At 63.3% G+C, this 25,187-nt stretch carries 21 protein-coding genes; 9 read left to right on the plus strand and 12 right to left on the minus strand.

What is annotated here, in order from left to right; all coding sequences use genetic code 11:
* Positions 1–114: 114 nt before the first annotated feature.
* Positions 115–1,419, minus strand: coding sequence for an NAD(P)/FAD-dependent oxidoreductase (locus OQE62_RS07845; protein WP_265721463.1), 1,305 nt, complete (start codon positions 1,417–1,419; stop codon positions 115–117).
* A gap of 344 nt (positions 1,420–1,763) precedes the next feature.
* Between OQE62_RS07845 and OQE62_RS07850 the strand changes: the two genes are divergently transcribed.
* The 3 genes from OQE62_RS07850 to OQE62_RS07860 all read left to right on the plus strand — a co-directional run bounded on the left by OQE62_RS07850 (position 1,764) and on the right by OQE62_RS07860 (position 10,019).
* Entirely contained in the window at positions 1,764–6,992 is a 5,229-nt protein-coding gene (locus tag OQE62_RS07850) for a DUF748 domain-containing protein (RefSeq protein WP_265721464.1), read from the plus strand.
* 118 nt (positions 6,993–7,110) lie between these two features.
* Entirely contained in the window at positions 7,111–9,057 is a 1,947-nt protein-coding gene (locus tag OQE62_RS07855) for an aconitate hydratase (RefSeq protein ID WP_265721465.1), read from the plus strand.
* 44 nt (positions 9,058–9,101) lie between these two features.
* Positions 9,102–10,019 carry a phosphoribulokinase gene (locus tag OQE62_RS07860; protein ID WP_265721466.1) on the plus strand — a complete coding sequence of 306 codons (918 nt, stop codon included), beginning with the start codon at positions 9,102–9,104 and terminating at the stop codon, positions 10,017–10,019.
* Between the two features lie 93 nt (positions 10,020–10,112).
* On the opposite strand, the gene OQE62_RS07865 is transcribed toward OQE62_RS07860, so the two are convergent.
* A complete protein-coding gene (locus OQE62_RS07865) occupies positions 10,113–10,874 on the minus strand; it encodes a hypothetical protein (protein WP_265721467.1) in 762 nt (253 codons plus the stop codon).
* Positions 10,875–10,981: 107 nt separating this feature from the next.
* Between OQE62_RS07865 and OQE62_RS07870 the strand changes: the two genes are divergently transcribed.
* A complete protein-coding gene (locus OQE62_RS07870; RefSeq protein ID WP_265721468.1) occupies positions 10,982–11,833 on the plus strand; it encodes a hypothetical protein in 852 nt (283 codons plus the stop codon).
* A 69-nt stretch (positions 11,834–11,902) separates the two neighbouring features.
* On the opposite strand, the gene OQE62_RS07875 is transcribed toward OQE62_RS07870, so the two are convergent.
* On the minus strand, positions 11,903–12,307 hold the full coding sequence (locus OQE62_RS07875; protein ID WP_265721469.1) for a hypothetical protein: 405 nt from the start codon (positions 12,305–12,307) through the stop codon (positions 11,903–11,905).
* Positions 12,308–12,771: 464 nt separating this feature from the next.
* On the opposite strand from OQE62_RS07875, the gene OQE62_RS07880 reads away from it, so the two are divergent.
* Together OQE62_RS07880 and OQE62_RS07885 are read left to right on the plus strand one after the other, a co-directional pair.
* Positions 12,772–13,224, plus strand: a complete 453-nt coding sequence (locus OQE62_RS07880) for a methylglyoxal synthase (RefSeq protein ID WP_265721489.1) — start codon at positions 12,772–12,774, stop codon at positions 13,222–13,224.
* A 185-nt stretch (positions 13,225–13,409) separates the two neighbouring features.
* Positions 13,410–13,832 (plus strand): ExbD/TolR family protein, encoded by a 423-nt coding sequence (locus tag OQE62_RS07885; RefSeq protein WP_265721470.1) that lies wholly within the window; start codon positions 13,410–13,412, stop codon positions 13,830–13,832.
* A 219-nt stretch (positions 13,833–14,051) separates the two neighbouring features.
* Here the strand turns inward: OQE62_RS07885 and OQE62_RS07890 are convergent, their stop codons facing one another.
* A complete protein-coding gene (locus OQE62_RS07890) occupies positions 14,052–14,834 on the minus strand; it encodes a tryptophan 2,3-dioxygenase (RefSeq protein ID WP_265721471.1) in 783 nt (260 codons plus the stop codon).
* Positions 14,835–14,963: 129 nt separating this feature from the next.
* On the opposite strand from OQE62_RS07890, the gene OQE62_RS07895 reads away from it, so the two are divergent.
* The 3 genes from OQE62_RS07895 (at position 14,964) to OQE62_RS07905 (ending at position 18,166) form a co-directional block, all read left to right on the plus strand.
* Positions 14,964–16,214 carry a Zn-dependent hydrolase gene (locus OQE62_RS07895; RefSeq protein WP_265721472.1) on the plus strand — a complete coding sequence of 417 codons (1,251 nt, stop codon included), beginning with the start codon at positions 14,964–14,966 and terminating at the stop codon, positions 16,212–16,214.
* Positions 16,215–16,339: 125 nt separating this feature from the next.
* The gene (locus OQE62_RS07900; protein ID WP_265721473.1) at positions 16,340–17,263 is read left to right on the plus strand and encodes a dimethylarginine dimethylaminohydrolase family protein; all 924 of its coding nucleotides are present in this window, start codon (positions 16,340–16,342) and stop codon (positions 17,261–17,263) included.
* A 123-nt stretch (positions 17,264–17,386) separates the two neighbouring features.
* On the plus strand, positions 17,387–18,166 hold the full coding sequence (locus OQE62_RS07905; RefSeq protein ID WP_265721474.1) for an enoyl-CoA hydratase: 780 nt from the start codon (positions 17,387–17,389) through the stop codon (positions 18,164–18,166).
* Here the strand turns inward: OQE62_RS07905 and OQE62_RS07910 are convergent.
* From OQE62_RS07910 to OQE62_RS07945, 8 genes are all read right to left on the minus strand, one after another.
* Positions 18,163–18,399, minus strand: a complete 237-nt coding sequence (locus tag OQE62_RS07910; RefSeq protein ID WP_265721475.1) for a TFIIB-type zinc ribbon-containing protein — start codon at positions 18,397–18,399, stop codon at positions 18,163–18,165. The genes OQE62_RS07905 and OQE62_RS07910 overlap by 4 nt on opposite strands.
* Positions 18,400–18,508: 109 nt before the next feature.
* Positions 18,509–18,826: a heavy metal-binding domain-containing protein gene (locus OQE62_RS07915; protein WP_265721476.1), complete on the minus strand. Its 318-nt coding sequence runs from the start codon at positions 18,824–18,826 to the stop codon at positions 18,509–18,511.
* 81 nt (positions 18,827–18,907) lie between these two features.
* Positions 18,908–20,374, minus strand: coding sequence for a M48 family metalloprotease (locus tag OQE62_RS07920; RefSeq protein WP_265721477.1), 1,467 nt, complete (start codon positions 20,372–20,374; stop codon positions 18,908–18,910).
* A gap of 12 nt (positions 20,375–20,386) precedes the next feature.
* A complete protein-coding gene (locus OQE62_RS07925) occupies positions 20,387–21,055 on the minus strand; it encodes a hypothetical protein (protein ID WP_265721478.1) in 669 nt (222 codons plus the stop codon).
* 13 nt (positions 21,056–21,068) lie between these two features.
* Entirely contained in the window at positions 21,069–21,728 is a 660-nt protein-coding gene (locus OQE62_RS07930) for a hypothetical protein (protein ID WP_265721479.1), read from the minus strand.
* Between the two features lie 24 nt (positions 21,729–21,752).
* Entirely contained in the window at positions 21,753–22,757 is a 1,005-nt protein-coding gene (locus tag OQE62_RS07935; RefSeq protein ID WP_265721480.1) for a vWA domain-containing protein, read from the minus strand.
* Positions 22,754–23,836 (minus strand): vWA domain-containing protein, encoded by a 1,083-nt coding sequence (locus OQE62_RS07940; RefSeq protein WP_265721481.1) that lies wholly within the window; start codon positions 23,834–23,836, stop codon positions 22,754–22,756. Before OQE62_RS07940 ends, OQE62_RS07935 begins: the two co-directional genes overlap by 4 nt.
* Positions 23,826–25,130 (minus strand): hypothetical protein, encoded by a 1,305-nt coding sequence (locus OQE62_RS07945; protein WP_265721482.1) that lies wholly within the window; start codon positions 25,128–25,130, stop codon positions 23,826–23,828. The genes OQE62_RS07940 and OQE62_RS07945 overlap by 11 nt, the downstream gene beginning before the upstream one ends.
* Between the last annotated feature and the right edge of the window lie 57 nt (positions 25,131–25,187).

Raw genomic sequence — 25,187 nt, forward strand, 5'->3', positions numbered from 1 at the left:
GGACTGAGCTCTGCGAAGCCCAACATCATCGGGACGGTGGAAGCCACTGGGCACTTCCATGCCCTCTGCCCCTCTCCCAGTGGGAGAGGGGAGCCAATCTATTGAGTCCCGACCTCAATGCATCTTCAACCGCGGTTTCACAAACCGGTTCGCCTGTCCCACCAGGTAGATCAGCATCGCCTTGGGCCAGCCGTGTACTGCGGCCAGGTGCATGCGGTACAGGGAGCGGTAGGCGAGCCCGGCGATGCGGCCCTCAACGGTGAGGCTGCCCTTGACCAGCGCGCCCATCAGGTTGCCCACGGCGGTATGTTTGCTCAGTGACACCAGCGAGCCGTAGTCGCGGTAGCGGTAGTCCTGCAGTGGGCGGCCCTCCATATCGGCGATCAGGTTGTGCGCCACCGTGTCCGCCATCTGGTGGGCGGCCTGGGCGCGGGGCGGGACGCGGTTGCCGGCGCTGTCGATACAGCCGGCGCAGTCGCCGAGGGCAAAAATATGCGGATCGGTGACCGACTGCAGATCCGGTTTGACCTCGATCTGGTTGAGCTTGTTGGCGTCGAGACCGAGCTGCGCGAGAAAATCCGCGGCCTTGACGCCGGCGGCCCAGACGCGGATGGACGCGGGGATTTCCTCGCCGCTGGCGGTGGTGAGGCCGTCCCTGTCCGCCCTGGCCACGGCGCAGCCGGTAATCACGCGCACGCCCAGCCGCGTCAGTTCGCGCTCGGCGTTGTTGCCCAGCCGCGCCGGCAGGGCCGGCAACAGGTGCGGGCCGGCCTCGATCAGGGTCACGGCGAGGGAGCCGCTTTTGATATGGCCGTAGTTGCCCATCTGTCGGGTGGCGTCCGTCAGTTCCGCCGCCAGCTCCACGCCGGTGGCGCCACCGCCGACAATGGCGATACGCACGGTTTCCGCGGTGTGGGTTTCCAGTTGCAGGAAGCGGTCCAGCAGCAGGCTGTGAAAGCGCTTCGCCTGTTCGCTGCTGTCGAGGAAGACGCAGTGTTCGCGCACACCGGGTGTGTGGAAGTCGTTGCTCTGGCTGCCCAGCGCCAGTACCAGATAGTCATATTCCAGTTCCCGCGCCGGCACCAGTTGGTGGCCGTCACTGTCGATCACCGGTGCCAGTTCGATGGTGCGTCGCTCGCGGTCGATTTTCTGCAGGCTGCCCAGTTCGAAATTGAAGCCGTTGCCGCGGGCGTGCACCTGATAGTTGAGTGCATCCAGGCTGGAATCCAGCGCACCGGTGGCCACCTGGTGCAGCAGCGGCTTCCAGATATGGGTGCGGTTCCTGTCGACCAGGGTGATTTCGGCCGCGGGGGATTCCCGGCGCCGTTTGAGGAAAGGGGTGAAATTGAAGTGGTGCCCGAGCCGGGTGGCCAGTTGCAGGCCGCCGGCGCCGCCGCCAACGATGACGATTTTTTTCATGGGTGGTCTTCCTTAGCTTTCTGAAAAAACCGACTCCCCGCTGCGAAGACCATTTGTTGTTCTGTGCGGCCGCTTGAAAAACGGCGCGCTATTTGCCTGACAGTATCCCGGGAAACCTCGCACAAGTCCATAGCTGAATGGCTGCGAGGGAGCCAGTCCCGCCATCGAAATGGGTGAATAGTAGACAGGCGAAGCGGCACTGCGTCCGATTCGGCGGCACGCCCCGCAATTGGGGCGAATTGTAGCGCCAGCTTGCAGAAAATCCGTGTCGCTGGTCTTTAATTAGTGGGCGTATCTGCGGCCAGCAATATCGCGAAATTCATTTCCCGGCAACGAATTCCATAATGCCACCAGAAGCCTCCGCGCCAATCGATTCCGTCCGCCGCCTGCTCTGGTGGCTGGTGGCCGGTTTGTTGCTGCTGGGAGCGGTGTCGGTCGGCGCCTCGACGATTCTGGCGGGCAAGATCGAGCAGTGGCTGGAGCGGCGCGACCTCAGCGCGCAGATCGACTACCTGCAGGTCTCCGTTCCCCGTCTCAGCCTGGTCGCCCGCGGTGTGCAGGTGGAAAATGCCGATGGCCGCGGTTTCCGCGCGCGCGAGCTGCTGCTGGACTACAGCTGGTGGCAGTTGCTGCGCGGTCGCTGGCACTTGCAGCGGGCCTCCCTGGACGGCGCCTATATGGACCTGGAATCCAGTGCCGGCGAAGACGGCCGCCGCTGGGAAATCGGCGGCTGGGTGCTGGGGCAGGGGCCGCGCCGGGACCGCGACCTGCAACTGCTGTTCGAGCGGCTGCGCATTCGCGACAGCCGCCTCTGCTATCGCCACCGCCCGGCGTGGCCGGTGCCCGGTTGTGTGCGTTTCGGCGAGCTGTCCGCGCGGGACTTCCAGCTCGGCATGCGGCGCAGCGGCGACGAGCCGCTGAATCTGACCATTGGCGCAGATAAGCTGGGCCTGCGCAACCTGTTGATGGAGGCGAAGGGCTCGGATTTTATCAACACCGCGCTGGTGGAACTGGAGTTGTCCAATGCGCGCTATCGTCGCCCGGACAACCGCATTGTCGCGGATACGCTGGCGCTGCAGATGTTCGGCAGCTGCCCGCCGGAGCGCTGGGCCGGGGCGCTGCCGGCACTGGCCCGCCTGGTGGGCCACTGCGCCACGGCGCGGCGGCTGCAGTTGGAGGGGGATCTGCAGTTCAGTTTCGGGGGCGGGGCCGAGGTGCGCTGGCACCGGGCCAGGGGGCAGGAGATCGCCCTGCGTCACAGCAACCGCCGCTGGCAGAACTGGCGTGCGCAGGCGCTGACGATTGACGACTTCGATTACCGGCGCGAGCAGAGCCGCATCACCTGGCAGAAGGGGGGCGCCAGCGCTTTCGACTATTGCCCGCCCGCCTGGCGCAACCGCGGGCACCATTACTGCGTGCGCGCTGGTGCGCTGGAGTTGCCGGATCCGGTGCGCCTGGACTGGAGCGACGGGTTCAACGCCGATGTCGGCCCCGGCCGCCTGCAGCAGACCCAACTGCTGGACCTGGCTGGCGACAATCCCGATCCGCTCACCCTGCACCTGGTCTCACTGGGCGAGCTGGCCTACCGCGGCGGGGAGCGCCTGCTTTCCGTCGACGGCCTGGACCTGGAGAGTGCCACCGGCTGTGTGCCCGGCGGGCTCTGGCAGCAGCCGGATTACTGTGCGCGCCTGGCGGGCCTGCACAGTGTGGAAACCGTGCAGTTGCGTTTCCCGTCGGCAGCGGCACAGCGCGGCTGGGGTTTTGCCAGCGGGCCGCTGCAACTGGCGCAGTTTCGGCTGGAGGGCGACAGCCGCTCGCGGCTGGAATTGCAGCAGATGCACTGGCAGCACATCGACCTGATCGGAGCGAGCGGGCCGTTGCTGTTACAGGATTTCGGCCTGCAATCCCTGTCCGGCTGCGTGCCGGCACCCCTGCTGCCGCAGCGCTGGCGACCGCTGTGTGCGGATCTCAGGCGCCTCGAGGGAAACGGTCACTTCGCCTGGGACGGTGGTGACGACAGCTACCTGATTTTTGGCGAGCTGCAGTTGCAGCGGCTGCTGCTCTCGGACCGGCTCGACAGCGGGCGCGGTCTGCTGCTGCAGCAACTGGCGGCCGGCGAGGGTTTTTACCGCCGGCGCAGCGACGGCGACAATCCCTGGATCGACAGCGGCGATATGCCCGCCGATATACTGCCGATCACCGCCGGTACCGGTGCCGGCAAAAGCGGGGGCGAAGACGCGGATATCGGTGCGGAAAAGGGCCTGCTGCCGGAGGAACTGGCGCGGCGCCGCGCCGCCACCGCTTCCGGTGACGGCGAAACCCCCAGCGTCGACAGCCCGAACCTCAAGCTGGAGTCCCTGTCCCTGAACCGCCTGGACGGTTGCCTGCCGGGTGCCTGGGGGCGTCTTTTCTACAAAAAACCACAGCGGATGCCCGGTTGCTTCGATCTGCGCAACCTGCGCCAGCTCGAGCCGCTGCTGCTGGCCTGGCAGGGCGGCCTGGACCTGGCGGCGGCGGAGCTGACGCTGCAGCGCGCGGAGGCGCGCACGCCCGCCGGCGAAGTATTGCTGCAACTGTCCGAGCTGCAATCGCCCAGGGCGCGGCTGCGCTACCTGTCCGCCAGTCGCAGCACCCATGTGGCACTGCCGGATTTTTCCCTGGGCGACTTCTACGCCTGCCTGCCGTCGTCGATGGAAAAAACCGCGCTGGATATCCGCTGTGCCGACCTGCAGGCACTGGGCTTCGGTGAAGCATTTGCACTGGATATCGACAGCCGCGGCGTCTCCGCGAAACTGGATGGCACGGTGGCGCAGCGCATCCTGCTGAGCGGCGCGGAGGAGCAGTTTGTCGCCGACATACAGGCATTGAAAGCACCGCAACTCGATATCGACTGGCCGCGCGATGGCGATCGCAGCACCCGGCTGCGGGTCGACAATTTTTCCACCGCGCTGCTGGAGGCCTGCCTGCCGGCGTCATTCAGGCTGCGCCCCGGCCTGCCGCGATGCCTGTCGACGGAGAACCTGCGCAGCACCGGCGAGCCGGGGCGCAGCGGTATCGCACTGGGAGAGACCGAAATGAAAGCCGCACCGGTGGCGGAGCCGCTGTGGCGCATCGGGTCGATTCGGGCACAGCGGCTCGCGCTGACACCGCAGGCGCTGGAAGTGGATGGCCTGCATTTGCAACGGGTGTCCATGTGCGGGCTGCGGACACTGCTGCCGGGCAATGCGCGGGAGCTGGGCCTGGCCGATTGCGTGCGCGCGCAGGATCTGGACTTTATCGGCGTCAGCCGCATCGGCCTGGTGCCGGCCGTTCCGCGGCTGCAACTCGCGCAGTTGAAGTCGGCGCCCATCTCGCTCTGGCAGGAGTCCGGTGCCTATGCGCAACTGGGGCTGCAGAGTCTCGGTTGGCGGGCAGTGCAGTGGGACGGCGGCGCGATTGTACGGGTCACCGACCTGGACGTTCGCGGCTTTCGCGGCTGTCTCGAGAGGCCGGTGGCACAGATGGCCGAAGCGGTCGCCGGGAGGCCGGCGGCGCGCTGTGTACAGTTGGGCGAGTTGCATCTGCGCGGCACCCAGACGCTGTCCCTGGCCGCCCCCTTTTCCAGCGATGGCGCCATCGAACTGGTGGGGTTGCGCGTCGGCAATGCGTCCGGTGATCCGTGGAAGTTTTCCCGCATCCGGTTGGACCAGCTCGCCTACGGTGGCGACGGCGTTTCGGTGGGCAGCCTGTCCGGTCTCAGCGGCTGCCTGCCGGCGGCCTGGTTCGGCGACACGGGGCTGTCGCCCTGCTACCAGTTGGGCGCCGTGCGGGTGGGCGGTATCGAGCGCGTCGATACCCCGTCCGGCCGCGTCACCCGGCTACACCGTTTCGCCGTCGAGGGAGTGCAGATGATCCAGCCGGACTTCCCGGCATCGCTACCGGCGCAATTGTTGCAACTGGAATCCCTGCGGACGGGAGTCCTGCAGTTCGGGGGCGGGATCGTCGATGCGGAGCAACTGGAGATCGACGGTATTTCAGGGTGCCTGCCCGAAGGTTACGTCCGGCGGCTGGATCACTGTGTGTCGATCGGAAAACTGTCCGGTGGCGGTCTCTACCGGGCGGAGGGGCAGAGCCTGGATATGCGTGAGACAGTGCTGCAGAAGATCCAGATAATCGGCGGCAAGGGGCGGCGGCTGGTGCGGGGCGAAAAGATGGTAGTGGGGAACCTGCACCGGGGGCCGGGGGGAATCCGTTTCGACTGGCTGGAGGCGGATACCTTCAGTCTGTTCGGCCGCCGCGAAACTGCGCCGGAATACGACCGCCACGCCTGGACCGGCGAACTCCGGCAATTGCGTATCGATGGGCTGGATTACGCCAGCGCGGCGCGGCAACTGGATATCGCCAGTATCAAAATGCTGCACCCGAAGGGCATCCTGATGCGCGACGGCGAGGGCAATTTCCCCGCGGGCGCGCACTTCGAGCGGCTGACCGGCAGTGAGGAGCGGCCGCGGACGCCGGTGCCGGAAGATACGCGGTCGTTTCGCTACCGCGTCGCCGATCTGGCGCTGGAGCACGGCACCTTTACCTGGGTGGACCGGCAGGGGCACTATCGCGGGCGCCTGCCGGTACGGCATATCAACCTGCGGCTGGAAAACGTCAGCAACCACCCACACCACGATCCGGCCACGATACTGGTCAACGCGCGGCCCGGCGGTTTCGGCGAACTGCAGTTGGCCGGCAATATCGACTATCTGGAGAGCAAAAAATGGAATGCGGAGCTCACTGGCTATATAGAAAATGCCAACCTGATACCGGCCACACCCTATATGGCCAATCTGCTCGGTTACAAGATATTGCAGGGGCAGCTGGACGCGGTGCTGGATATTGGCATCCGCGCCAACCGGGTGAAGGCGCACGCGGATATGAAGTTGAACCGGATTCGCGTGCGGCGTGTCCGCGAAAGTGATCAACTGCCGGTGAAAAGCACTTTTATTCCGCTGGGAATTGCGCTGGCGCTGTTGAAAGATGGCGAGGGAAATGTCAGGTTCGATATGCCGGTCTCGGGCGATCTGCACGATCCGAAATTTTCCTTCCATTATATTTTCAGCCACCTGCTGCAACAGGCGATCATGGAAGCACTGTTTGCCTACTTTACACCGATCGGCTTCTACACCCTGGCCGAGTTTGCCTGGGCCCGCTTCAAGGCGGTGGATTTTGACCCGATCGAGTTTTCCCCGGGCAGTGTCGAGCTGAGTGAGGAGGGCAGGCAGCAGCTGCGGGAAGTCGCGCAGGTACTGCGGGAGAAACCGGACGCGCGCCCGGGAATCTGCGGTACTGCCACCGCCCTGGATTGGCGCGCGCTGCATCCGGAGACCACGCCGGGCATGCGCGGCAGCCGCAAGGCGCGGGAAACCTTCTACCGCTACCCGTCCATCGAACTGCACGAGGAGCTGGAGCAGCTGGCGCAGCGGCGCAGCCGCCGGGTGGAGTTCTTCCTGCTGCGCAAGGGAATTTCCGCCGACGAGTTTATCCAGTGCGCGCCGGACTACAATGGACGCAACTTCGACAATCCGGTCGTGGAATTTTCGCACTGATGGAGCATCAAGACTCCAGTTTCGGACTTGGAGGTGCCCGCCGATGGCACCCCGCACCGGCTCTCACAAGGCCCCCGAAACTTGAGATCAAAAACGCAGAACCAGGAGGCATGACGATATGGCCAGGAACCTCGCCCAGAAGTTGATCGAATCCCACCTGCACAGCGGCTCCCTGGAGCCGGGCAGCCCCATCGAACTGAAAATCGACCAGACCCTGGCCCAGGATGCCACCGGCACCATGGTGATGCTGGAGTTCGAATCCCTGGGCCTGCCGCGAGTCAAGACGGAAGTTTCCGCCCAGTATGTGGACCACAACCTGCTGCAGACGGATTTCAAGAACGCCGACGACCACCTGTTCCTGCGCAGCGCCTGTCGCAAGTTCGGTGTCTGGTATTCGCGTCCCGGCAACGGCGTCAGCCACCCGGTGCATATGTCCTGTTTCGGTATTCCCGGCAAAACGCTGTTGGGGTCCGACAGCCACACCTGCGCGGCCGGATCCATGGGCATGCTGGCGATCGGTGCCGGCGGCCTGCAGGTGGCGCTGGCGATGGCGGGCACGCCCTTTGCGCTGACCATGCCCAAAGTCATGGGGGTGAAACTCGAGGGCGAGTTGCCGTCCTGGGTCAGTGCCAAGGACATCATTCTGGAGATGCTGCGCCGCCACACGGTCAAGGGCGGCGTCAACAAGGTGATCGAGTACTACGGCCCCGGCCTCGACAAACTCACCGCGATGGATCGCCATGTGATTGCCAACATGGGCCAGGAACTGGGCGCCACCGCCAGCGTTTTCCCCGCCGACAGTGCGGTAAAAGCCTTCCTGCGCCAGCAGCAGCGCGAGTCGGATTTTGTCGAGTTACAGGCCGACGGGGGCGCCAGCTACGACGAGCAAGAAACAATCGACCTGTCGAAACTGGAGCCGCTGATCGCCTGTCCGTCGAGCCCCGACAAGGTGGTGCCGGTGCGCGAGGTGGCGGGCCAGCCCATCTACCAGAGCTATATCGGCTCTTCCGCCAACCCCGGGCTGCGGGATTTCGTGATCCCCGCGCGCATGGTGGAGGGGCGGCTGGTGGACGACGCCGTGTCCTTCGATATCAACCCCACATCGCGCCAGCTGCTCGAGGAAATCAGCCGCAGTGGCGACCTGGGCAAACTGCTGGAGGCCGGTGCGCGCCTGCACCAGACCGGCTGCAACGGCTGTATCGGCATGGGCCAGGCGCCGGCCAGCGGTCGCATCAGCCTGCGCACCGTGCCGCGCAATTTCCCCGGTCGCTCCGGCACCAGGGAGGACCAGGTTTACCTGTGCAGCCCCGAGACCGCGACCATCAGCGCGCTGAAAGGGGAGATTACCGACCCCCGCGACATGGACATGGATTACCCGGACTTCAGCGAGCCGGATGAATTGTCGGATATGCGCCCGCTGCTGCTGGCGCCGCAGGAGATTCCAACCGAGGTGGAACTGGTGAAGGGGCCGAATATCGAGCCCCTGCCGGATTTCGAGGGGCTGCCGCGGACACTCACCGGGCCGATACTGCTGAAGACCGGCGACAACGTCTCCACCGATGAAATCCTGCCCGCCGGCTCCGATATATTGCCGCTGCGCTCCAACATCCCCGAAATCAGTCGCTACGCCTTTTGCCGCCTCGACGAGCAGTTCTACGACCGGGCCATGCAACTGAATGGCGACTGTTTCGTGGTGGGCGGCGAGAATTACGGCCAGGGCTCCAGCCGCGAGCACGCCGCCATAGCGCCGCGCTATCTGGGGGTGCGCTGCGTGATTGCCAAAAGCATGGCCCGCATCCACCGCCGCAACCTGATCAATTTCGGCATACTGCCGCTGCTGTTCGACAACCCGGGGGACTACGACCAGCTCGAACAGGATGCCGAACTGGAGCTGGACAACCCGGTGGGGCAGCTGGAGCCGGGAAAACCGGTGGAACTGAAAATCGTCTCTGCGAACAAAACCCTGAGCCTGCGCCACGACCTGTCGCCCGCGGAGATCAAGACGCTGGGTCACGGCGGCCTGATCAATGAGACACGGGAGGAGCACCCGGATATCGATCGGTAGCGGGATAGTGTGCGGCCCGGGTTTCAGAAAAGGGGAGGGGAGCGATGCGCAATAGTTGGCCGCGGGCGATTGGCGAGCGGGCGACGGAGATGTACCGGGAGCTGGATACCGCGATCGGCGAGTTTATCTCCGAACACCGGCTCCCCGACGGTTTTCGCCAGGTAATCCGCGACTACTACCTGCCATTGGCGCTGTGGCTGGCGGAACAGCGGCGCAGCGGCGGGACGCTGGTGGTGGGTCTCTGCGGCGGCCAGGGATCGGGTAAGTCCACACTCACCGCTTTCCTGCAGCGGGTCTGGTCGCAGTTGGATCTGCGCAGTGCCGGCTTCTCCCTCGACGATATCTACCTCACCAGAAACGAGCGGCGCGAGCTGGCGCGCAGGGTGCACCCGCTGCTGCAAACGCGCGGTGTGCCCGGCACCCACGACGTGTCGCTGGGCCTGGACACCATCGCCGCGCTCAGCGGGCGCAGAGGCGCGGGTGAAGTCGCCATTCCCCTGTTCGACAAATCCTCCGACGACCGCGCGCCCGAATCGCAGTGGCCCCGCCGGCACGCGCCGGTGGATATTCTGCTGTTCGAGGGCTGGTGCGTCGGTGCGCGGCCGTGGCAAAACGCGGAGCAGCCGGTCAACGCCCTCGAGCGGCGGGAGGACCCGCACGGTACCTGGCGCAATTACGTCAACGGCCGCTTGCGCGGTCCCTACCGGGAGTTATTTGCGCAGCTCGATATGCTATTGATGCTGAAAGTGCCGGACATGGCGTGTGTATTGGAGTGGCGACGGTTGCAGGAGCGTAAATTGCGCGCGCGCGGTGATGGCGGCATGGAAGACGCGGAGATAGAGCGCTTCGTGCAGCACTACGAGCGGGTGACCCGCAATCTGCTGCGGGAAATGCCGGCGCGGGCCGATTGTGTGTTCGAGCTGGGGCGAGATCACCGAATAGAGGGGCTCCGGCTCTCGTGAGTGGGTGGTGATGAGTGGCATCTGGTGGGCATTGGATTGATCCGACCACAGACCACCAGCCACAAAAAACCCGGCCGGAGCCGGGTTTTTTGCTTACTTGGCTTTCCGCGGGCGGCCTGGGCCTCTCTTCGCGGTTGCAGCCTTCTTGGGCCGGCCGGGAGCTTTCTTCTTCGCAGCGGCCTTCTTGGGGCGACCCGGGCTCTTCTTGGTCTTGGCTGCCGTTTTTCCGGTTGCAGCCTTCTTCGGGCGGCCGGGACCCTTTTTGGCAGTGGTCTTCTTGGCCTTGGCTGCGGCTTTCTTCTTCGCTGCGGCGGCCTTCCTCTTCTCTGCAGCCGCTTTCTTGCGGGCGGCGGCAGCGGCCTTTTTCTTCTCGGCAGCAGCTCTCTTCCTGGCTTTGGCAGCCTCTTTCTTGGCTTCCGCAGCGGCTTTTTTCCTGGCCTGGGCGGCCAGCTTCCTGGATACGGCGGTCTCTTCCTTGGCTACAGCCTTGGCAACCTTGGTCGCCATCCGGTTGTCTTCCTTGATGGTGGCCAGCTCGGCCTTGGCTTCCCGGGCGGCCGCCTTGGCGTTGTCGGCCACTTTTTTCGCCGCTGCAGCGGCGGTCTGGGCCGCTTTCAGCTGCTTCTGCTGGGCCGCGGTCTTCTTCTTGGCGCGAGTGGTTTTTACCTTGGCAGCGGCCTTCTTGGCTTTTTCGGCGGCCCTGGTGGCGTCCTTGGCCAGCTTTTCGGCGTTCCTGGCCGCGTCTTTTTCCTGCTTCTCGCGGGCCTTTTCCAGTTTGCTTTTGAGAGAGCTCAGCTCCGCTTCCAGTTTCTTCACGGAGGCGGCTGAGTCAGTGCTAGTTTTTTTAGCAGCCATAAAATATCCCTGTAACTAAGAATTTTTTGGATGTGTGAAAAACATCGCGCTAATTGCAGCTTATTTATATACTGAAAACAAGTGTTTTTGGGCATTTTTACCTCGCAATGAATAAATTTAAGGGCTTTTTTACCCTGTTTTCTTTTTTCTGGCTCTGGAGCTGCGGTTTCTGGGCGATTTTCCAGTGGTTTGTCACCGGCAAAATTGCCTGGTTCGGATTGCTGATAAATGCCTGGGCGCTGCCGCTGTGGATACTGTTTCGGTTCCGGAATCCGCAGAGATACTCTGGCGATCTGCGCGAGACACCGGCCTTTGCGACAGTTCTGGCAGGGGTGGCAGTCACGTTGCTCACCGACACCGACAGGGGGCAGCCGGTCTACCTGGCGATTGCCAACCTGTTTGCGGTATTGGTTTACCTGTTTCACCTGAGTTCATTGAGACAGCCGGCGATGCCGCGGTCCGACAGTGTTTTTCCCGCACTGGGCACGGCGGGCGGTGAAAACTGGGATGCGGCGGAGTTTTGCCGGCGACAGGGCGCGGAGGGGGTGTTGCTGGTTTTCCTGCGCGGCAGCTTCTGTGCCGACAGCCGCGCTCAGTTGGTCCAGTTAGCTTCGATCGAGAGGGCGTTGCACAGCCGTCGCGTTCGACCGGTGTTGCTCAGCACCGAACCCGCCGATAATTGGCGGCGCCTGTGGCGAGGCGGGTCCGCTGCGGAAATCGTGCAGTTATGTCCGGCGGATGAGCGCAATCGGCAGTTTGTCGCCGCGGCCGGTGCGCCTCCCTGGCTGCGATTGCTGAGCCGGCTGGCGGGTGGTGGCGGGCCGTCGGCCGCCTGCCGCCCGGGGTGCTGGTTGCTCGACGGCGAGGCCCATGTCGTCTGGCGGTACCTGCCGGAAAATTATCGGTTGCCGGGCAGTGGGGAATTTATTCGCGGGCAGTTGGTAAGGCTGGAGGAGTGACGTGGTGAGTGGTCAATGTGCTGCCGGGACCGACCACTGACCACCAGGCACTATCCACGAACCGCCAATTCAAAGCGGGCCGTAGGGCAGGTAGCGGTTGTCCGAGTGTTGCTTGATCCACAACAGCTGCTCTTTATCCAATGGCGTTTTGCGCCGGCGCAGTGCTTTGGCCAGTGGAATGACCGCGGACTCGGCGCCGGCATCCCAGCCCGGCAGTTGTTTCTCCGCGAGGGTAAAAAAGCGGATCAGTTGCCACAGTTGCTCGCTGTCCCAGGCTTCGCTCTCCTCGAGCCAGCGCTGTGTCGGCAGCCGGATCAGGTGCGAGGCCTGCATGTCCGCGGTTTCCAGGCTTTCGCCCAGGGGCTTGTCTGCCCGCGCCGCGGCGATATAGCGCCGCAGCAGTTCCCGCTCGATGGGCTTCTGCGTTTTGTCCTGCGCGGCGGTTTGATCTGGTTCCCAGGCTCCGACACTCATTTTATGACTTCCTATTGGTTGATGATCGCCGCGCATTATAGAGGTCGGACCGGGCCCCTGCCGAGCCCATGGCACTTTCGTTTCCCCATCGAATGGCGCGACCCCGAGGGCAGGCTCCTACAGAGGCTACGGGAATGCAGGGTGCGCCGTGCGCACCGGCAGTCATTGGCACAGTTGCCGGGCAACGCAACGGTGTGCACTGCGCGCTTCGGGCAGTCGGATGGGCAAAGCGCAGCCTCCAATTTACCCATCCCGCAGAGGCGTCCCGGCCTGTGGGACAAGACGGAAATCGCAGCTATTCGCCTGCAGGGCAGGACTCTCGGCATTTCGGGGCGGCATAACAGGGGCGCGGCGGGTAGAATGGGCGTTCGTGCGGCTGGGCCGGATACGGCGCCGTCCGGAAATAGCGGACTCGGGTTCCGGCTCCTGGAACCCGAGCAATGAGAAACAATAAAGAGGACGAGATGGAGTTTATTGCCCAATCCCTACCGGCCACCAAACGGGTGGCGCTGGTGGCCCACGACAACCGCAAGGCGGCGCTGATAGAATGGTGCAGTCGCCATCGGGAGCTGCTGCAGCGCCACCGGCTGTTTGCCACCGGCACCACCGGCACCCGCGTGGAAGAGGCGACCGGGCTGGAGGTGGAGAAGCTGTTCAGTGGCCCCATGGGCGGCGACCAGCAGTTGGGGGCCAAGATCAGCCAGGGCGAGATAGACCTGCTGATCTTTTTCTGGGATCCGTTCGAGCCCATGCCCCACGACCCGGATGTAAAGGCCCTGCTGCGCATCGCCGCGGTGTGGAATATCCCCGTGGCCTGCAACGCCAGCAGCGCGGATATGATGGTGCAGTCGGCGCTGATGGAGGTCAGTTTTGACCGGGAAGTCCCGGATTACCTGGGCTACCTGGCCGCCCGATAGCGCCAGAATCTGGCTAAATTTTGATCTGACTGGCTCCGGCGGGTCTGTAACTCTTTGATTTTTAAGAGGGTTTTTGTGACCATACAGGTTTCACTTGCAAAGCTGGTCATTTCGCGGCAATCTTGCCCACCTGATTAGACCGGTCAATCCGGCGCCATTCGCATTAGTTAATTGTACGGTGTTTTATGAGTAGACGACGCGGTAAGGCCGTAGAAGAGGAAAAAGCCGATATCGACCTGACGCCCATGCTGGACGTTGTGTTCATCATGCTGATCTTCTTTATCGTGACGGCGTCCTTTGTCAAGGAAAAGGCGTTGGATGTGAACGTACCGGATCCGGATGAGACGCAGGACACTCCGCCGAATGACGACAAGCAGAATATTCTGCTGACCGTTGATGCCAACGACGAGATTTACCTGGGCGCCAGCCGTGTCGATACCCGCGCCGTGCGCGCCCGTATCGCCCAGCTGTACGCCGAGAACCCCCAGGCCATCGTCATCGTGCGAGCGGACAACAAGTCCAGTGCCGACACCTACGTGCAGATTACCGACGCCGCCAAGGAAGTGAATCCGGGTATCCAGGTTTCCCTGGTGCCCTACGATAGCTGATCGAGTTCGGAATCACCGATAAAAAAAGCCGGCTTCACGCCGGCTTTTTTTATGCCCGAAACAAGGCCCCGCCCGCGTAGGGTGCGCCGTGCGCACCGCCCGCCTGCTCAGGAGCCTGCTTGCAGGCGAAAGCTCTGTTTGGGGCATAGTGGTCATCCGCCAGCAAGCGGGTGTTGACCCGACGGTGCGCGCGGCGCACCTACCCCTCCCGGTACGGCATCAGAATTCCGAACGGATCGCCCACAGGTCCGGAAACACCGGCCGGAACAGCGTGCCCTGCAGGTAGCCCACGCCGCTGGAGCCGCCGGTGCCCATCTTGCTGCCGATGGTGCGCTCCACCATCTTTACGTGGCGGTAGCGCCACTGCTGCAGCGAGGTATCGATATCCACCAGCGCCTCGCAGATCTCGCTGACCAGCGGGTCGTTGCGGTAGATGTCGATCAGGATTTTCTGTACCGCGGGCGACGGCGGCGCCACCTGACTGAAATCCCGTTCCAATTCATCGGCCGGAACCCTGTGTCCCTCCTTGACGAGGAAGTTCAGGAAGGCATCCCACAGCGTCGGCGCCTCCAGCCGTTTCTGCAGGCGCCGGTAGTGGTCGGAGCCCGGCTCGTAGTTCTCCAGCTTCTTGGCATCCTTGGCGCCGAACAGGAATTCCAGCTCTCGGAACTGGAACGACTGGAAGCCGCTGGCGGTGGACAGGCGGTCGCGGAAGGAGTTGAACTCCAGCGGCGTCAGCGTCTCCAGGATATCCACCTGCTGGATCAGGGTGCGGTAGATGGCGTCCACCCGCTTCAGCGTGTGCTGGGCGCGGTTGCGCTCGCCGCCGTCGAACAGGCGCACCAGGAAATCCAGCTCGTGCAGCAGCTGCTTGAACCAGAGCTCATAGCTCTGGTGGATGACGATGAACAGCATCTCGTCGTGCTCGGGCCCCTCGGACAGGGGCTGCTGGCACTGCAGCAGTTCGTCTACTTTCAGGTAGGAACTGTAGGTAACGGTCATAGGGAAATTACACCTGGTTGCGTTTTAATCAATCGCGAAATAATGCTCTCTTTGAACGGCGCGGATCAAAACTAAAATTGCACAAAAATCGGTAGTATTGGGCCCATTATAAGGTCTGGAGTCTCCCCAATGGAAAACACAGCGCACGCTCTGCGAATCGATGGCCGGCGTCTCTGGGACAGCCTGATGGAAATGGCCCGGATCGGCGCCACCCCCGCCGGCGGCTGCAACCGCCAGGCCCTGACCGACGAGGACCGCGAGGGGCGCGATCTGTTTGTCGGCTGGTGCCGCGAGATCGGCTGCGAGATCCGTGTGGACCGGATGGGCAATATCTTTGTCCGCCGCCAGGGTGCCGACGCGGAACTGCCGCCGGTGGTAACCGGCTCGCACCTGGACACCCAGCCCACCGGGGGCAAGTTCGACGGCGTCTACGGCGTGCTCGCGGGCCTGGAGGTGCTGCGCACCCTGGAGGACAACGGCATACAGACAGAGGCGCCGCTGGAACTGGTGGTCTGGACCAACGAGGAGGGCGCCCGTTTCTCCCCGGCGATGATCGGCTCCGGTGTCTGGGCGGGGGAATTCAGTCTCGAATACGGCCACAACCGCGCCGACAAGGCGGGCAAGACCCTCGGCGCGGAGCTGGAGCGCATCGGTTACCTGGGCGAGGCGCCGGCGGAACCGCATCCGATCACCGCCGCCTTCGAGACCCATATCGAACAGGGCCCCATCCTGGAAATGCAGGATGAGGTGGTGGGCGTGGTCACCGGTGTGCAGGGCATCCGCTGGTACGACGTGACCTTCCACGGCACCCCCTGTCACGCGGGCCCCACACCCATGGCGGATAGGCGCGATCCGGTGCAGGCGCTGTCCCACCTGTGCGAGCGGCTCTACAGCGAAGTGAAGGCTTACTCGGACGACGCCCGCATGACCTGCGGCGACCTGCGCGCCGAACCGGGCAGCCGCAACACGGTGCCGGAGAAGGTGGTGCTGGCGCTGGACTTGCGCCACCCGGAACCGGAGGGCCTGGAGCACCTGCACCGCACCCTCTACCGACTGGCCGAGCAGGTCCAGGAGGCCACCGGCACGACCATCGATGTGCGCGAGGAGTGGCACTCGCCGCCGGTCCAGTTCGACCGGGGTTGTATCGAGGCGGTCGACGGCGCCGTCAAGGCGCTGGGCTACAGCCACCGCCAGATGGTTTCCGGTGCCGGCCACGATTCCGTCTATGTGTCCCGTGTCGCGCCGGTGTCGATGATCTTCGTCCCCTGCGCCGGCGGACTGTCCCACAACGAGAAGGAATCCGCCGAGCCGGATCACCTGGAAGCCGGCTGCAACGTGTTGTTGCACGCGATGCTGGAAAGGGCCGGCGTGGTTTCCTGATCTGTCCCCCTCTCCCACCGGGAGAGGGGTTAGGGGAGAGGGGGCCTCGAACGGCGCCCTCTCCCCCGTCCCCTCTCCCAAGGGGAGAGGGGAGCTACGCAATCAACCTTCCGGAACGATAAACAATGACCGAATTCACCCTCAAACGCCGCCAAGACGAAGGCGGCACCGAGCCCCTGCGAGACTGGGGCATGGACTCCGAATACGGCCCGCTGCGCGATGTGCTGATCGGGCCCGTGGACAACTTCAGTTGGCGCACCGGCAATGCCAGTGCCCGCCGCGCCGAGCGCCTGGGAATGCAGTTCGACTATCGGGCGGCCGCCGCCCAGCACGCCGAGATGCTCGACGCCTATCGACACGCGGGCGTGAACACGCACCTGATTCCCGCAGACAGCAGCCTGCCGTACCAGATCTACGGCCGTGACTCCTCGGTGATGACCCCCTGGGGGCCCATCGTGACGCAGATGTACAGTCCCTGGCGCCGCGGCGAGTGGGCGCCGATCGTGAAGAAATATACGGAACTGGATATCCCCATCTACGATATCGTCACCGCCGGTTCCCTGGAGGGCGGCGACTTCATGGTGCTGGAACCCGGTGTGATCCTCTGCGGCTATTCCGGTGAGCGTACCAGCGAGGCCGGCTTCAGGCAGATGAAGGGCTGGATCGAGAAAGAGGGCTGGGAAGTCAAAGGCTACCCATTCGATCCCTTTTTCCTGCATATCGATGTGCTGGTGGCGATGCTGGCGGAAAAGCTTGCGGCCGTCTGCGTCGACGCCGTGGAGCCGGAGCTGGTGCAGTGGTTCAGGGACCGCAATATCGAAATCATCGATATTCCCTTCCCGCAGGTGCTGGAACTGGGCGTCAATGTAGTGGCGCTGGGCAACGAGAGCGTGATGCTGCCGAAGGCGAACCGGGACCTGGCGGAAAAGTGCCGCGCCCGGGGCCTGGAGGTGATCGACCCGGATATCTCCATGATCACCCCCGGCGGCGGTGGCGTACACTGCATGTGCCAGCCGCTGAGAAGAGATTCGGTCAGCAAGACTGGTTGATTCGGAACTCGCTCGCGGCACTGAGGTGGATATCATATTGCATACCCATCGGTATGCACTTTCCTGCTCCCCTCTCCCTCTGGGAGAGGGGCTGGGGGAGAGGGCCAGAGAACGGAGCCCCAGATGAACAGTTCATGTCCCGAAATCCAGTCCAGTCTCTCGGACCGGATACTGGAAATCACCATCAATCGCCCCGATCGCAAGAACGCGCTCACCATGGCTATGTACACCGCCATGGCGGAATTGCTCGATGCCGCGGCCGCCGACTCCGCCGTGCGCACGGTGGTCATCTCCGGCGCCGGGGGAAGCTTTACGAGCGGCAACGACCTGACGGATTTCCTCGGTGGCTCCGCGTCCGGCGAGGAGTCGCCGGTGTTCCGGTTCATGCGGGCGCTGTACGATTTCCCGAAACCGGTAGTGGCCGCGATCAACGGCCCGGCCATCGGTATCGGCACCACCATGCTGCTGCACTGCGACATGTCCTACGCCGGCGAGGACGCCATCTTCCAGATGCCGTTCGTGGATCTGGGGCTCTGCCCGGAGTATGCGTCCAGCTATTTGCTGCCGCGCATCGCCGGCCACGCGAAGGCCTCGGAACTGTTGCTGTTGAGCAGGAAGTTCGACGCGCAGGAAGCGGTGTCCCTGGGTCTCTGCAACGCCGCCGTACCCGCCCATGAGGCCCTGGCCAGCGCCCGCGCAACCGCGGCGGAACTGGCGGCCAAGGCGCCGGAGGCGGTTCGCCTGAGCAAGGAGCTGCTGCGTCGCGGCACCCGCGACAGCGGTCTGCAGGTGATCCGCGAAGAGGCGGAGCATTTCCAGCAGCGCCTGGGATCGGAAGAGTTCAAGGAGGCGGCCACCGCCTTCATGGAAAAACGCCCCGCAGATTTTTCCCGTTTCGATTAGAAATCAAAAAGCTCGGTAATCAGGTTTCTCTTTCTCTTTTTGGTTTCTTCGGTCTGTTCCCGCGAGGTGGTTGTGGTTTCATTTGTCGGCGTTTCCTGCCGGGAGCGCTCGACAATCTTGTCCAGCTCGCCGCGGTCGAGCCAGATGCCGCGGCACTGCGGGCAGTAGTCGATTGCAATGCCGTTGCGGTCGGCCTTGAGCAGTCTGGCGTCATCACAGAAGGGGCACTCCATGGCTTCCTCCGGTACAGTTGGCGTTGAGATTCCATTCCCTGCCCCTGTCGGTGCAGGCACTGGTACAAGCTTATACCAGGATTGCTGAGGCGGCCGATCCTCCGGACAGTCACAGTTTCACCGCAGTGCCGCTGACACTTACCATCATCATCGCGCCCTGGGCGCCGACCACCTCGTAGTCGATATCGATGCCGATAATGCCGTTGGCGCCGAGCTTGATCGCTTCCTGTTCCATATCCTCGAAGGCGATTTTCCGCGCCCGGCCCATTTCCTTTTCATAGGAACCGGAGCGGCCGCCGACGATATCGCGGATGGAGCCGAAGATGTCCTTGAAGACATTGGCGCCGAGAATCGCCTCGCCCACCACCACGCCGAGATACTCCCTCACGGCCTTGCCTTCGATGACGGAGGTGGTTGTCTTGAGCATACTGGATTCTTCCTGGTTGGCCGGAATGGTTTCGTTGGTAACCCAGGTTTCGGGGGCGGCTTCGCGAGCCGAGTCTCCAACCTACTGCACTATCTTGATCCACTCGCCGGGTTTCGGCTCGCCGTGCGGGAAATAGTCGTTCAACAGGCGCAGTTGTTCCTCCGCGTATTCGCCGATATCCATGTGCCGGGCCAGGGAGGAGAAAGTGGTCTTGTCGTTGGCCCGGACATAGCGCACCCGCTTGATATCCGGTTTGACGATGTCGCTTTTACGCAGGGGACGGAAGCTGCGGATGCTGGTCATGAACAGGTTGTCGTACTCGTCGAGTTTTTCCGCATCGCCGATGGGCTTGTTGACCTTGCCTTCGAGAATATACTGGCGGCTGCCGTAGTAGATGACCGCCACGCGATCCGGGTTCGTCTCGCCGGCGGCGGGCAGCCTGCCGGTATGTCCGGCAAGCCGGTATTGGTTCAACTCCTCGTCCTGTTCCAGTGCCCGCACACCGTAGACTTCCCGCAGCGTCATGTCTGCCGGCTGGTTGTTCTGGCGCTGGTCCACTTTCAGGGTAATGCTGGCGGAGCCGTCCGGCGCTGAGCCGACAATGGCACTGCGCTGGTTGTTCACCTCCCAGTCGTCCGGGAACAGCAGGGAAAAGCCCAGCCGTTTGTGGTTGTAGCGATTCTTGTCCGACTGGCGGGAATTCTGGCCGTAGACGATACCTTCGGTTTTCTCCCGGTAGTATTCCACCCTGGTGGCGTTGTCGCCCTCGGACAGGTCGCCGGCGGCCTCGATCACTTCCTGCAGCCGTATATCGTTGCGCGGGTGGGAGGAGAAGACACCGTGGTAGGTCTGTTGCTTTTTGCCCTCCACGCGGGCGCGGCGGCGGGCGAAGGTCTCCTGGTCCTTCAGCAGGGCGATCACATTGATCATCGACTGGGGATCGTAACCGGCGTTGTACATGTACTGGGCGCCGAAGCGGTCGGCTTCCAGCTCCATGTCGCGGCCGTAGCCCTTGACCGCGGCAGTGCTCCAGAGGTTGGCCACGTCGCCCACCACACCGCTGCCGGTCACCAGTACCGACAGCACCGAGGCGACGCCGGCGCCGGTGGCGGCGGTTTTCTGCCGCACCGCGTGCCGTGCGGTGATATGGCCTATCTCGTGGGCCAGTACCGCCGCCATTTCCGCCTCCGACTGCAGGTAGGTGAGCAGGCCGCGGTTGATATAGATATAGCCGCCGGGCAGGGCGAAGGCGTTGATGTCCTGGCTGTCGATGATGGTGAAGTGGTAGTCGAGTTCCGGCCTGTCGCTGGCGGCGGCGATCTTCTGCCCCACGTGCTCCACATAGGTGTTCAATACCGGGTCCCGGTAGATGGGCGTGCTGTCCACCAGTTTCTGGTGCATCTCCCTGCCGATTTCCATTTCCTTCTCTTCCGACATCAGGACCAGGTCGGGCCGGTTGGTAGCCGGATTGAAGGCGCAGCCGGTGAAGACCGCGACCAGGGCGCTGATGACCATACTTTTAAAATAGTGGTTATTGAAATAGTGCATCGCTCTGTTCCCTCAAGACTTTGTATTCACCGGTTGTCCCGGTATCAGAAACTGTTGCAGTTGTGCGGCCATGCCCTTGCAGGCGTTGTTCTGTACCCGCGCGATCAGCGGTATCGGCACCACGATGGCGGGCATGTAGGAGGTGCCCTTGGCATCTGCGCTCATCTTGCCGGACAGCTCCCGGTCGCGGAAATCCCATACCGAGGCCTCGTAATCGGATTCCTTGTCCCAGGTGCCGAAACCGAAACAGCCCGCGCCGCCGGTACCGATGGAGCAGCCGATGGAGCCGGCGCTGGATGTGGTCTCGGTGGAGCCGTCGATCCAGACGATATATTTCACTCCGTAAGTCTCCAGGCGCTCGCGCACCTGCGGGATTTTCATCAACTGGTCGAGGGACTTGAGGTGCATGGGTGCGGTGCGGGGCTCGAACCAGGGGTACATGGCGTCGACAAACTGCTTTTCCGGTATCACCCGGACGCCGCGATCGGGGTTGTCGAGGCGATCGCCGACGCAGTCGATCAGGTCCGGCTCCGTCTCGTACTCGCTGGAATGGCGGCGGCCGAGGATTACCACCGAGTCGCCTCTGGCCAGCTCGCCCTCACTGCGCCGGTACTCGTCGATGACCACGGTGGTACAGCCGCTGATGGCGGCGAGGACCAGTACAAACACTATTCTGAACACGACAACCTCCTGGTTAGTCAGCCGTTTCTTCGGCTTCCTTCATCGACAGGGAGCGCTGCTTGCGGGCCAGCACTGCCTTGAGTTCCGGTACCTGGGCGAAGCCCGTGTAGAGAGTGGCGCCGGCATCGCGCAGGGCGACATTGATTGCCTGGGCCAGCGCGGCCTCGCGGGACCTCAGGAAGGCGGTGGGTGTCTTGCCGTAGGCGGTGATCACCCAGTCTGCCACCGAGTCGCCCTGCTGGTCGTAGGCGTGCATATCGTATTTGATCCAGACTTCAAAAATATTGACCCCGGTTTCCCGCGGCATGGTGAACTGCAGTTCGCGCACTTCCGGCACTATCACCAGCTCCACATCGTCGGGCAGGTCCTGTGGGTACTGCGACAGGGGAATGGCCTTCTTGAACATGGAGTCCAGTACCTGCCCGAACAGGTTTTTCTGTGCGCGGCCGGTGTCGATACTCCAGTTGTCGCGATCCTCGCTGTCTTCCCGGTAGGTGAAGTTGCTGAAGCCTTCGCTCAGGTAGACCCCCACTGTCAGCGGGTGCTGTGGGCCCACCGGGGCCGGGTACTCGCCGTCCACCCGCACCGTGTGGCTGCAGGCGGCGGTGAACACTGCCGCTGTGATCAGGATGATTTTCGTTGCCGCTGAAAATCCGTTTCTCGGGAAAACCATGGTTTATTCCTCGCTGGAATCCGGCTATCGAAAGTCGTTTAGCCCCACAAAAGTACCGCCGTTGCGGTAGGTCAGCTCCCGCATCAAGGCGGCAAACCGGAGACCGGTGGTCTGCAGGTGCGGCGGACGCGAGAACTGGATCGGGAAGCCCACTGCGTGAATGCGCACATTGCGCTTGCCCTCGCCGTGCTGGGCGTTGACCCTGTCCACTGCCAGCATCACCCGGCGGATCGACTTGCCGGTGAATTCGTCGCCGAGTACGTAGATACTGATTTTCTTGTCCGGGTCGTAAAAGCTGCGCACCGCTTTCTGGATACCCTCCACCGGGCTGGAATTACTGAACGGGTTCCAGGAGCGCAGCCGCTCCAGGATTGCCTGGCGGCGCCCGGGGGTATCGGGAATCCATTTGCGCCGGTAGTTGGAGAACATGTAGTCCCCCATGTCGTTCATGACCTGGATTCCCTTGACGTTGGGGTAGAGGTCGAGGGTGTTGACCATTTCGGCCATCATCCGGTCCCAGCCGTAATTGAACATACTGCCGGAGGTATCGATGATGAACAGGACATACTCGCTGTCCACCGGGATGCCGCCGATGACGTTGTTCTTGCGCTGGTAGTTTTCACCCAGCAGGCGGCGCATTTCTTTGGTCATGGTCTGCAGGGCCACGGTCAGCTCGCCGCGCAGTTTGCCCTCCTCGGTTTCGCCCTCGGTCTTGCGCGCGTACCGGGCCTGCAGTGTGTTCAACTCGCCGCGGAGTTTGGCGATGCGCTCGCGCTCTATGTCGAGTTGTTCGCGCTTGGCGTTCAGGTCGCGGTTGAGGACACTGGTCTCGCCGCGGATTTCCGCCAGTTGCCGTTGCAGCTCCTGTACCTGGCCGTCCAGGTCCATTTCCGCTTCCTCGAGCACGATGGGCTCGATGGTTTTGGCGATCATCAACAGCAGGACAATAGCGCCAAAGCCGCAGCAGATGACGTCGAGAAAAGAGATGCTGAACTCTTCCTGTTGTCGTTTCTGACGGTTGCGTCTCATGGCCAGTCCCTCGATGGCGCCAGGAAGGACCCCTGGGTATCCATGGCAAGTTTCCAGAATTCACTGGCGGCAAACGGGTCGCCCTCCATCGGCGACAGGATCACGTTCACCGGTACTTCTTTCGGCAGCACCTTGATCGCGCGCTTGAACAGATCGCGGCGGTCGTTGCCGGAAATGGTATCGCCGCTCGGCTTTTTCATGCCCTGGGTGGGCAGGCCGTCGGTAATCAGGATGATGTTGTCCGGCAACGGCGACATGGCGCTCACGGCGTTGAAGATCCGTTCCAGGCTGGTGCCGTTTTCCGGCGCCACCTTTCCCAGTTCGTCGATCGCCTTGTCGAGCTGGTCGTGATCGTCCACATTCAGCCAGCGGTCCTCGGTACCGGCGATGGCGGCCCGGAAACCGGTATTGAAAGTGTAGATCTGGTATCGGCTGTCCTGGGGAAACTGGGCGGTGAGCCAGGAAACGGTGCGCAGGGCGCGCTGCCATTTTTCCGTCTGCCGCTTGACCCGCGAGGACATATTGCGGGTGCGGATTACCTTGATCAGTTCGTCGCCGAGCATACTCGCCGACGAATCCAGCAGTACCAGGATGCGATCGCCGCCGAGGCGCAGGCCGGTCAGGTACTGGCGGTCGCCGTCGCCGACAAATTTGCGCACATTGTTGCCGAGCTTTTCGTTTTCGGCCTCCAGTTCCTTTTTCGCCTGCTGGAGTTTTTTCAGTTTCTCCTGCAGGCGCTTGATATCGTCCTCTTCATCGGTGCTGTCGATTTCGGCGATATTGCCCTTGACCGCCTCGATCTCCTCGATGATCCGGCGCGCCAGCCCCTGGGCCTCGGCGAGTTCGTCGCTGGTGGAATCCAGGGTGTTGCGCGCCTGCACCAGGTGCTCGCGACCGTACTCCACTTCTTCCTGCAGCAGGTTGACCTCGGCGGCCAGGTCCTGGTTTTCCGCCTCGATGTCGTGGTCGGAGCCGTGTTTGATGATCAGGAAGATCAGCGCCACGGCCCCGAAGCCACAGGACATGATGTCGAGAAACGACAGGCTGAAGGTGGAAAACCTTCTGTTCTTACGCGCCATAATGCTCCACGCTGATCGCGGTGATGACTTCCTCTGCGTCCGGAACGCCGATCCTGTCGCCGGCGCTGAGGTTGACCGGCGCGGCGATTTCCCGACCGTTCAGCATCAGCCGGGTGCCGGCATCCACCCGCAAGGCCAGTTTGCCCGCGTGGTTGGTGATGGTGGCGGCCGGATGGTTCGGCGGTGTCGGGGTCACGGCAAAGCGGCCCTCTTTCCAGCTGACAAACAGCGGCTGCTGCGCCGCCAGCGCGCGGTGACCGTAGAGCAGGTGTGTGGCGGCGGCCTCGGCGGCACTGTTGACCTGTACTGCCACTTCGTTAGCGGGCGCCGCGCTGAGGGCGTTGACCAGCCGCAGGGCGGCGGAATCGCTGTGCACTTCCTGCCAGCGTTTGGCCACGGACTGGGCCACACAGTTGTGCGGCAGCAGGTGAATGCGCTCCGCCAGTTGTGCGCCGCCGGGAATTTCCGCCCAGCGATGGGAGACGAAGACAACGCCGCCGGACTCGGCCAGATTGTCGATCATCGCGCGCACCCGGGAGAGGATCGGTGCACAGGCATCCTGGAGCTGGCGCAGGCCGATTTTCGCTGTGCGGTCGTCCAGTTCTGCCTGCACTTCCCCCTGTCGCATGGCGCGGCTTACCCACTGGGGCATCATGTCGTAGAGCTGCTGCTCCGCGTCGGCGGAATGCAGCGGATCGAAGCGGCACTGCATGATGAAGGCGTCGGTAAATACCCGCGCCCAGGCATCCTGGAAGTTCTGCAGGCCGGCGTCGGCCACTGTCTCGGCGATATCCAGCACCGCCTGTTCATGCACGGCCACGCGGCTGATCAGCGTCTGGTGGCGTTGCAGCTCGATATGCAGGTGCACCCCGCGCGGCGCCGAATGGGCGATACAGGCGGTGGCGGCGTCCACCAGCCCCACGGCGTTGATCGGGCTCTCGTTGACGATACCCAGCAGCAGCGCCAGCTGTTCGCGGGTGAAATTGCCCGGCACGGCCAGCGCCACTTCCGCCGGCAGGTCGCAGTGGTCGGCGACTTCCTGCAGATGGCAGTAGGCCAGGTCCGCGTGGTGGCGGCAGCGGGCGTTTTCCGACTTCAGGGATTCCAGGCTCAGGCGGCGCCAGAACTGGTGGTTGGCCTGGGTGGGATGGCTGCGCGCACGCATCAGTGCCGCGGTGCCCACCAGGATCTGTCGCGGCTCGATAACGGCGACGCCGGGGCTGTCGAGCACCTCGTCGGCGCCGTCGAAGACGCGCAGGCCGCAGTCGTTGATTTCCAGGACGCCTTGATTCATGGCTCTTTCCTTTCCTTCTCTTTTTGGGGGCGGCCGCAGGGCCCTCTCCCCGGCCCC

The organism is Microbulbifer halophilus (assembly GCF_026183675.1).
Classification (GTDB): Bacteria; Pseudomonadota; Gammaproteobacteria; order Pseudomonadales; family Cellvibrionaceae; genus Microbulbifer; species Microbulbifer halophilus.

Bases quoted from the DNA above. Each gene is read 5' to 3' on its own strand.
- OQE62_RS07845 (WP_265721463.1), bottom strand. From the start codon at position 1,419: ATGAAAAAAATCGTCATCGTTGGCGGCGGCGCCGGCGGCCTGCAACTG.
- OQE62_RS07850 (WP_265721464.1), top strand. From the start codon at position 1,764: ATGCCACCAGAAGCCTCCGCGCCAATCGATTCCGTCCGCCGCCTGCTC.
- OQE62_RS07855 (WP_265721465.1), top strand. From the start codon at position 7,111: ATGGCCAGGAACCTCGCCCAGAAGTTGATCGAATCCCACCTGCACAGC.
- OQE62_RS07860 (WP_265721466.1), top strand. From the start codon at position 9,102: ATGCGCAATAGTTGGCCGCGGGCGATTGGCGAGCGGGCGACGGAGATG.
- OQE62_RS07865 (WP_265721467.1), bottom strand. From the start codon at position 10,874: ATGGCTGCTAAAAAAACTAGCACTGACTCAGCCGCCTCCGTGAAGAAA.
- OQE62_RS07870 (WP_265721468.1), top strand. From the start codon at position 10,982: ATGAATAAATTTAAGGGCTTTTTTACCCTGTTTTCTTTTTTCTGGCTC.
- OQE62_RS07875 (WP_265721469.1), bottom strand. From the start codon at position 12,307: ATGAGTGTCGGAGCCTGGGAACCAGATCAAACCGCCGCGCAGGACAAA.
- OQE62_RS07880 (WP_265721489.1), top strand. From the start codon at position 12,772: ATGGAGTTTATTGCCCAATCCCTACCGGCCACCAAACGGGTGGCGCTG.
- OQE62_RS07885 (WP_265721470.1), top strand. From the start codon at position 13,410: ATGAGTAGACGACGCGGTAAGGCCGTAGAAGAGGAAAAAGCCGATATC.
- OQE62_RS07890 (WP_265721471.1), bottom strand. From the start codon at position 14,834: ATGACCGTTACCTACAGTTCCTACCTGAAAGTAGACGAACTGCTGCAG.
- OQE62_RS07895 (WP_265721472.1), top strand. From the start codon at position 14,964: ATGGAAAACACAGCGCACGCTCTGCGAATCGATGGCCGGCGTCTCTGG.
- OQE62_RS07900 (WP_265721473.1), top strand. From the start codon at position 16,340: ATGACCGAATTCACCCTCAAACGCCGCCAAGACGAAGGCGGCACCGAG.
- OQE62_RS07905 (WP_265721474.1), top strand. From the start codon at position 17,387: ATGAACAGTTCATGTCCCGAAATCCAGTCCAGTCTCTCGGACCGGATA.
- OQE62_RS07910 (WP_265721475.1), bottom strand. From the start codon at position 18,399: ATGGAGTGCCCCTTCTGTGATGACGCCAGACTGCTCAAGGCCGACCGC.
- OQE62_RS07915 (WP_265721476.1), bottom strand. From the start codon at position 18,826: ATGCTCAAGACAACCACCTCCGTCATCGAAGGCAAGGCCGTGAGGGAG.
- OQE62_RS07920 (WP_265721477.1), bottom strand. From the start codon at position 20,374: ATGCACTATTTCAATAACCACTATTTTAAAAGTATGGTCATCAGCGCC.
- OQE62_RS07930 (WP_265721479.1), bottom strand. From the start codon at position 21,728: ATGGTTTTCCCGAGAAACGGATTTTCAGCGGCAACGAAAATCATCCTG.
- OQE62_RS07935 (WP_265721480.1), bottom strand. From the start codon at position 22,757: ATGAGACGCAACCGTCAGAAACGACAACAGGAAGAGTTCAGCATCTCT.
- OQE62_RS07940 (WP_265721481.1), bottom strand. From the start codon at position 23,836: ATGGCGCGTAAGAACAGAAGGTTTTCCACCTTCAGCCTGTCGTTTCTC.
- OQE62_RS07945 (WP_265721482.1), bottom strand. From the start codon at position 25,130: ATGAATCAAGGCGTCCTGGAAATCAACGACTGCGGCCTGCGCGTCTTC.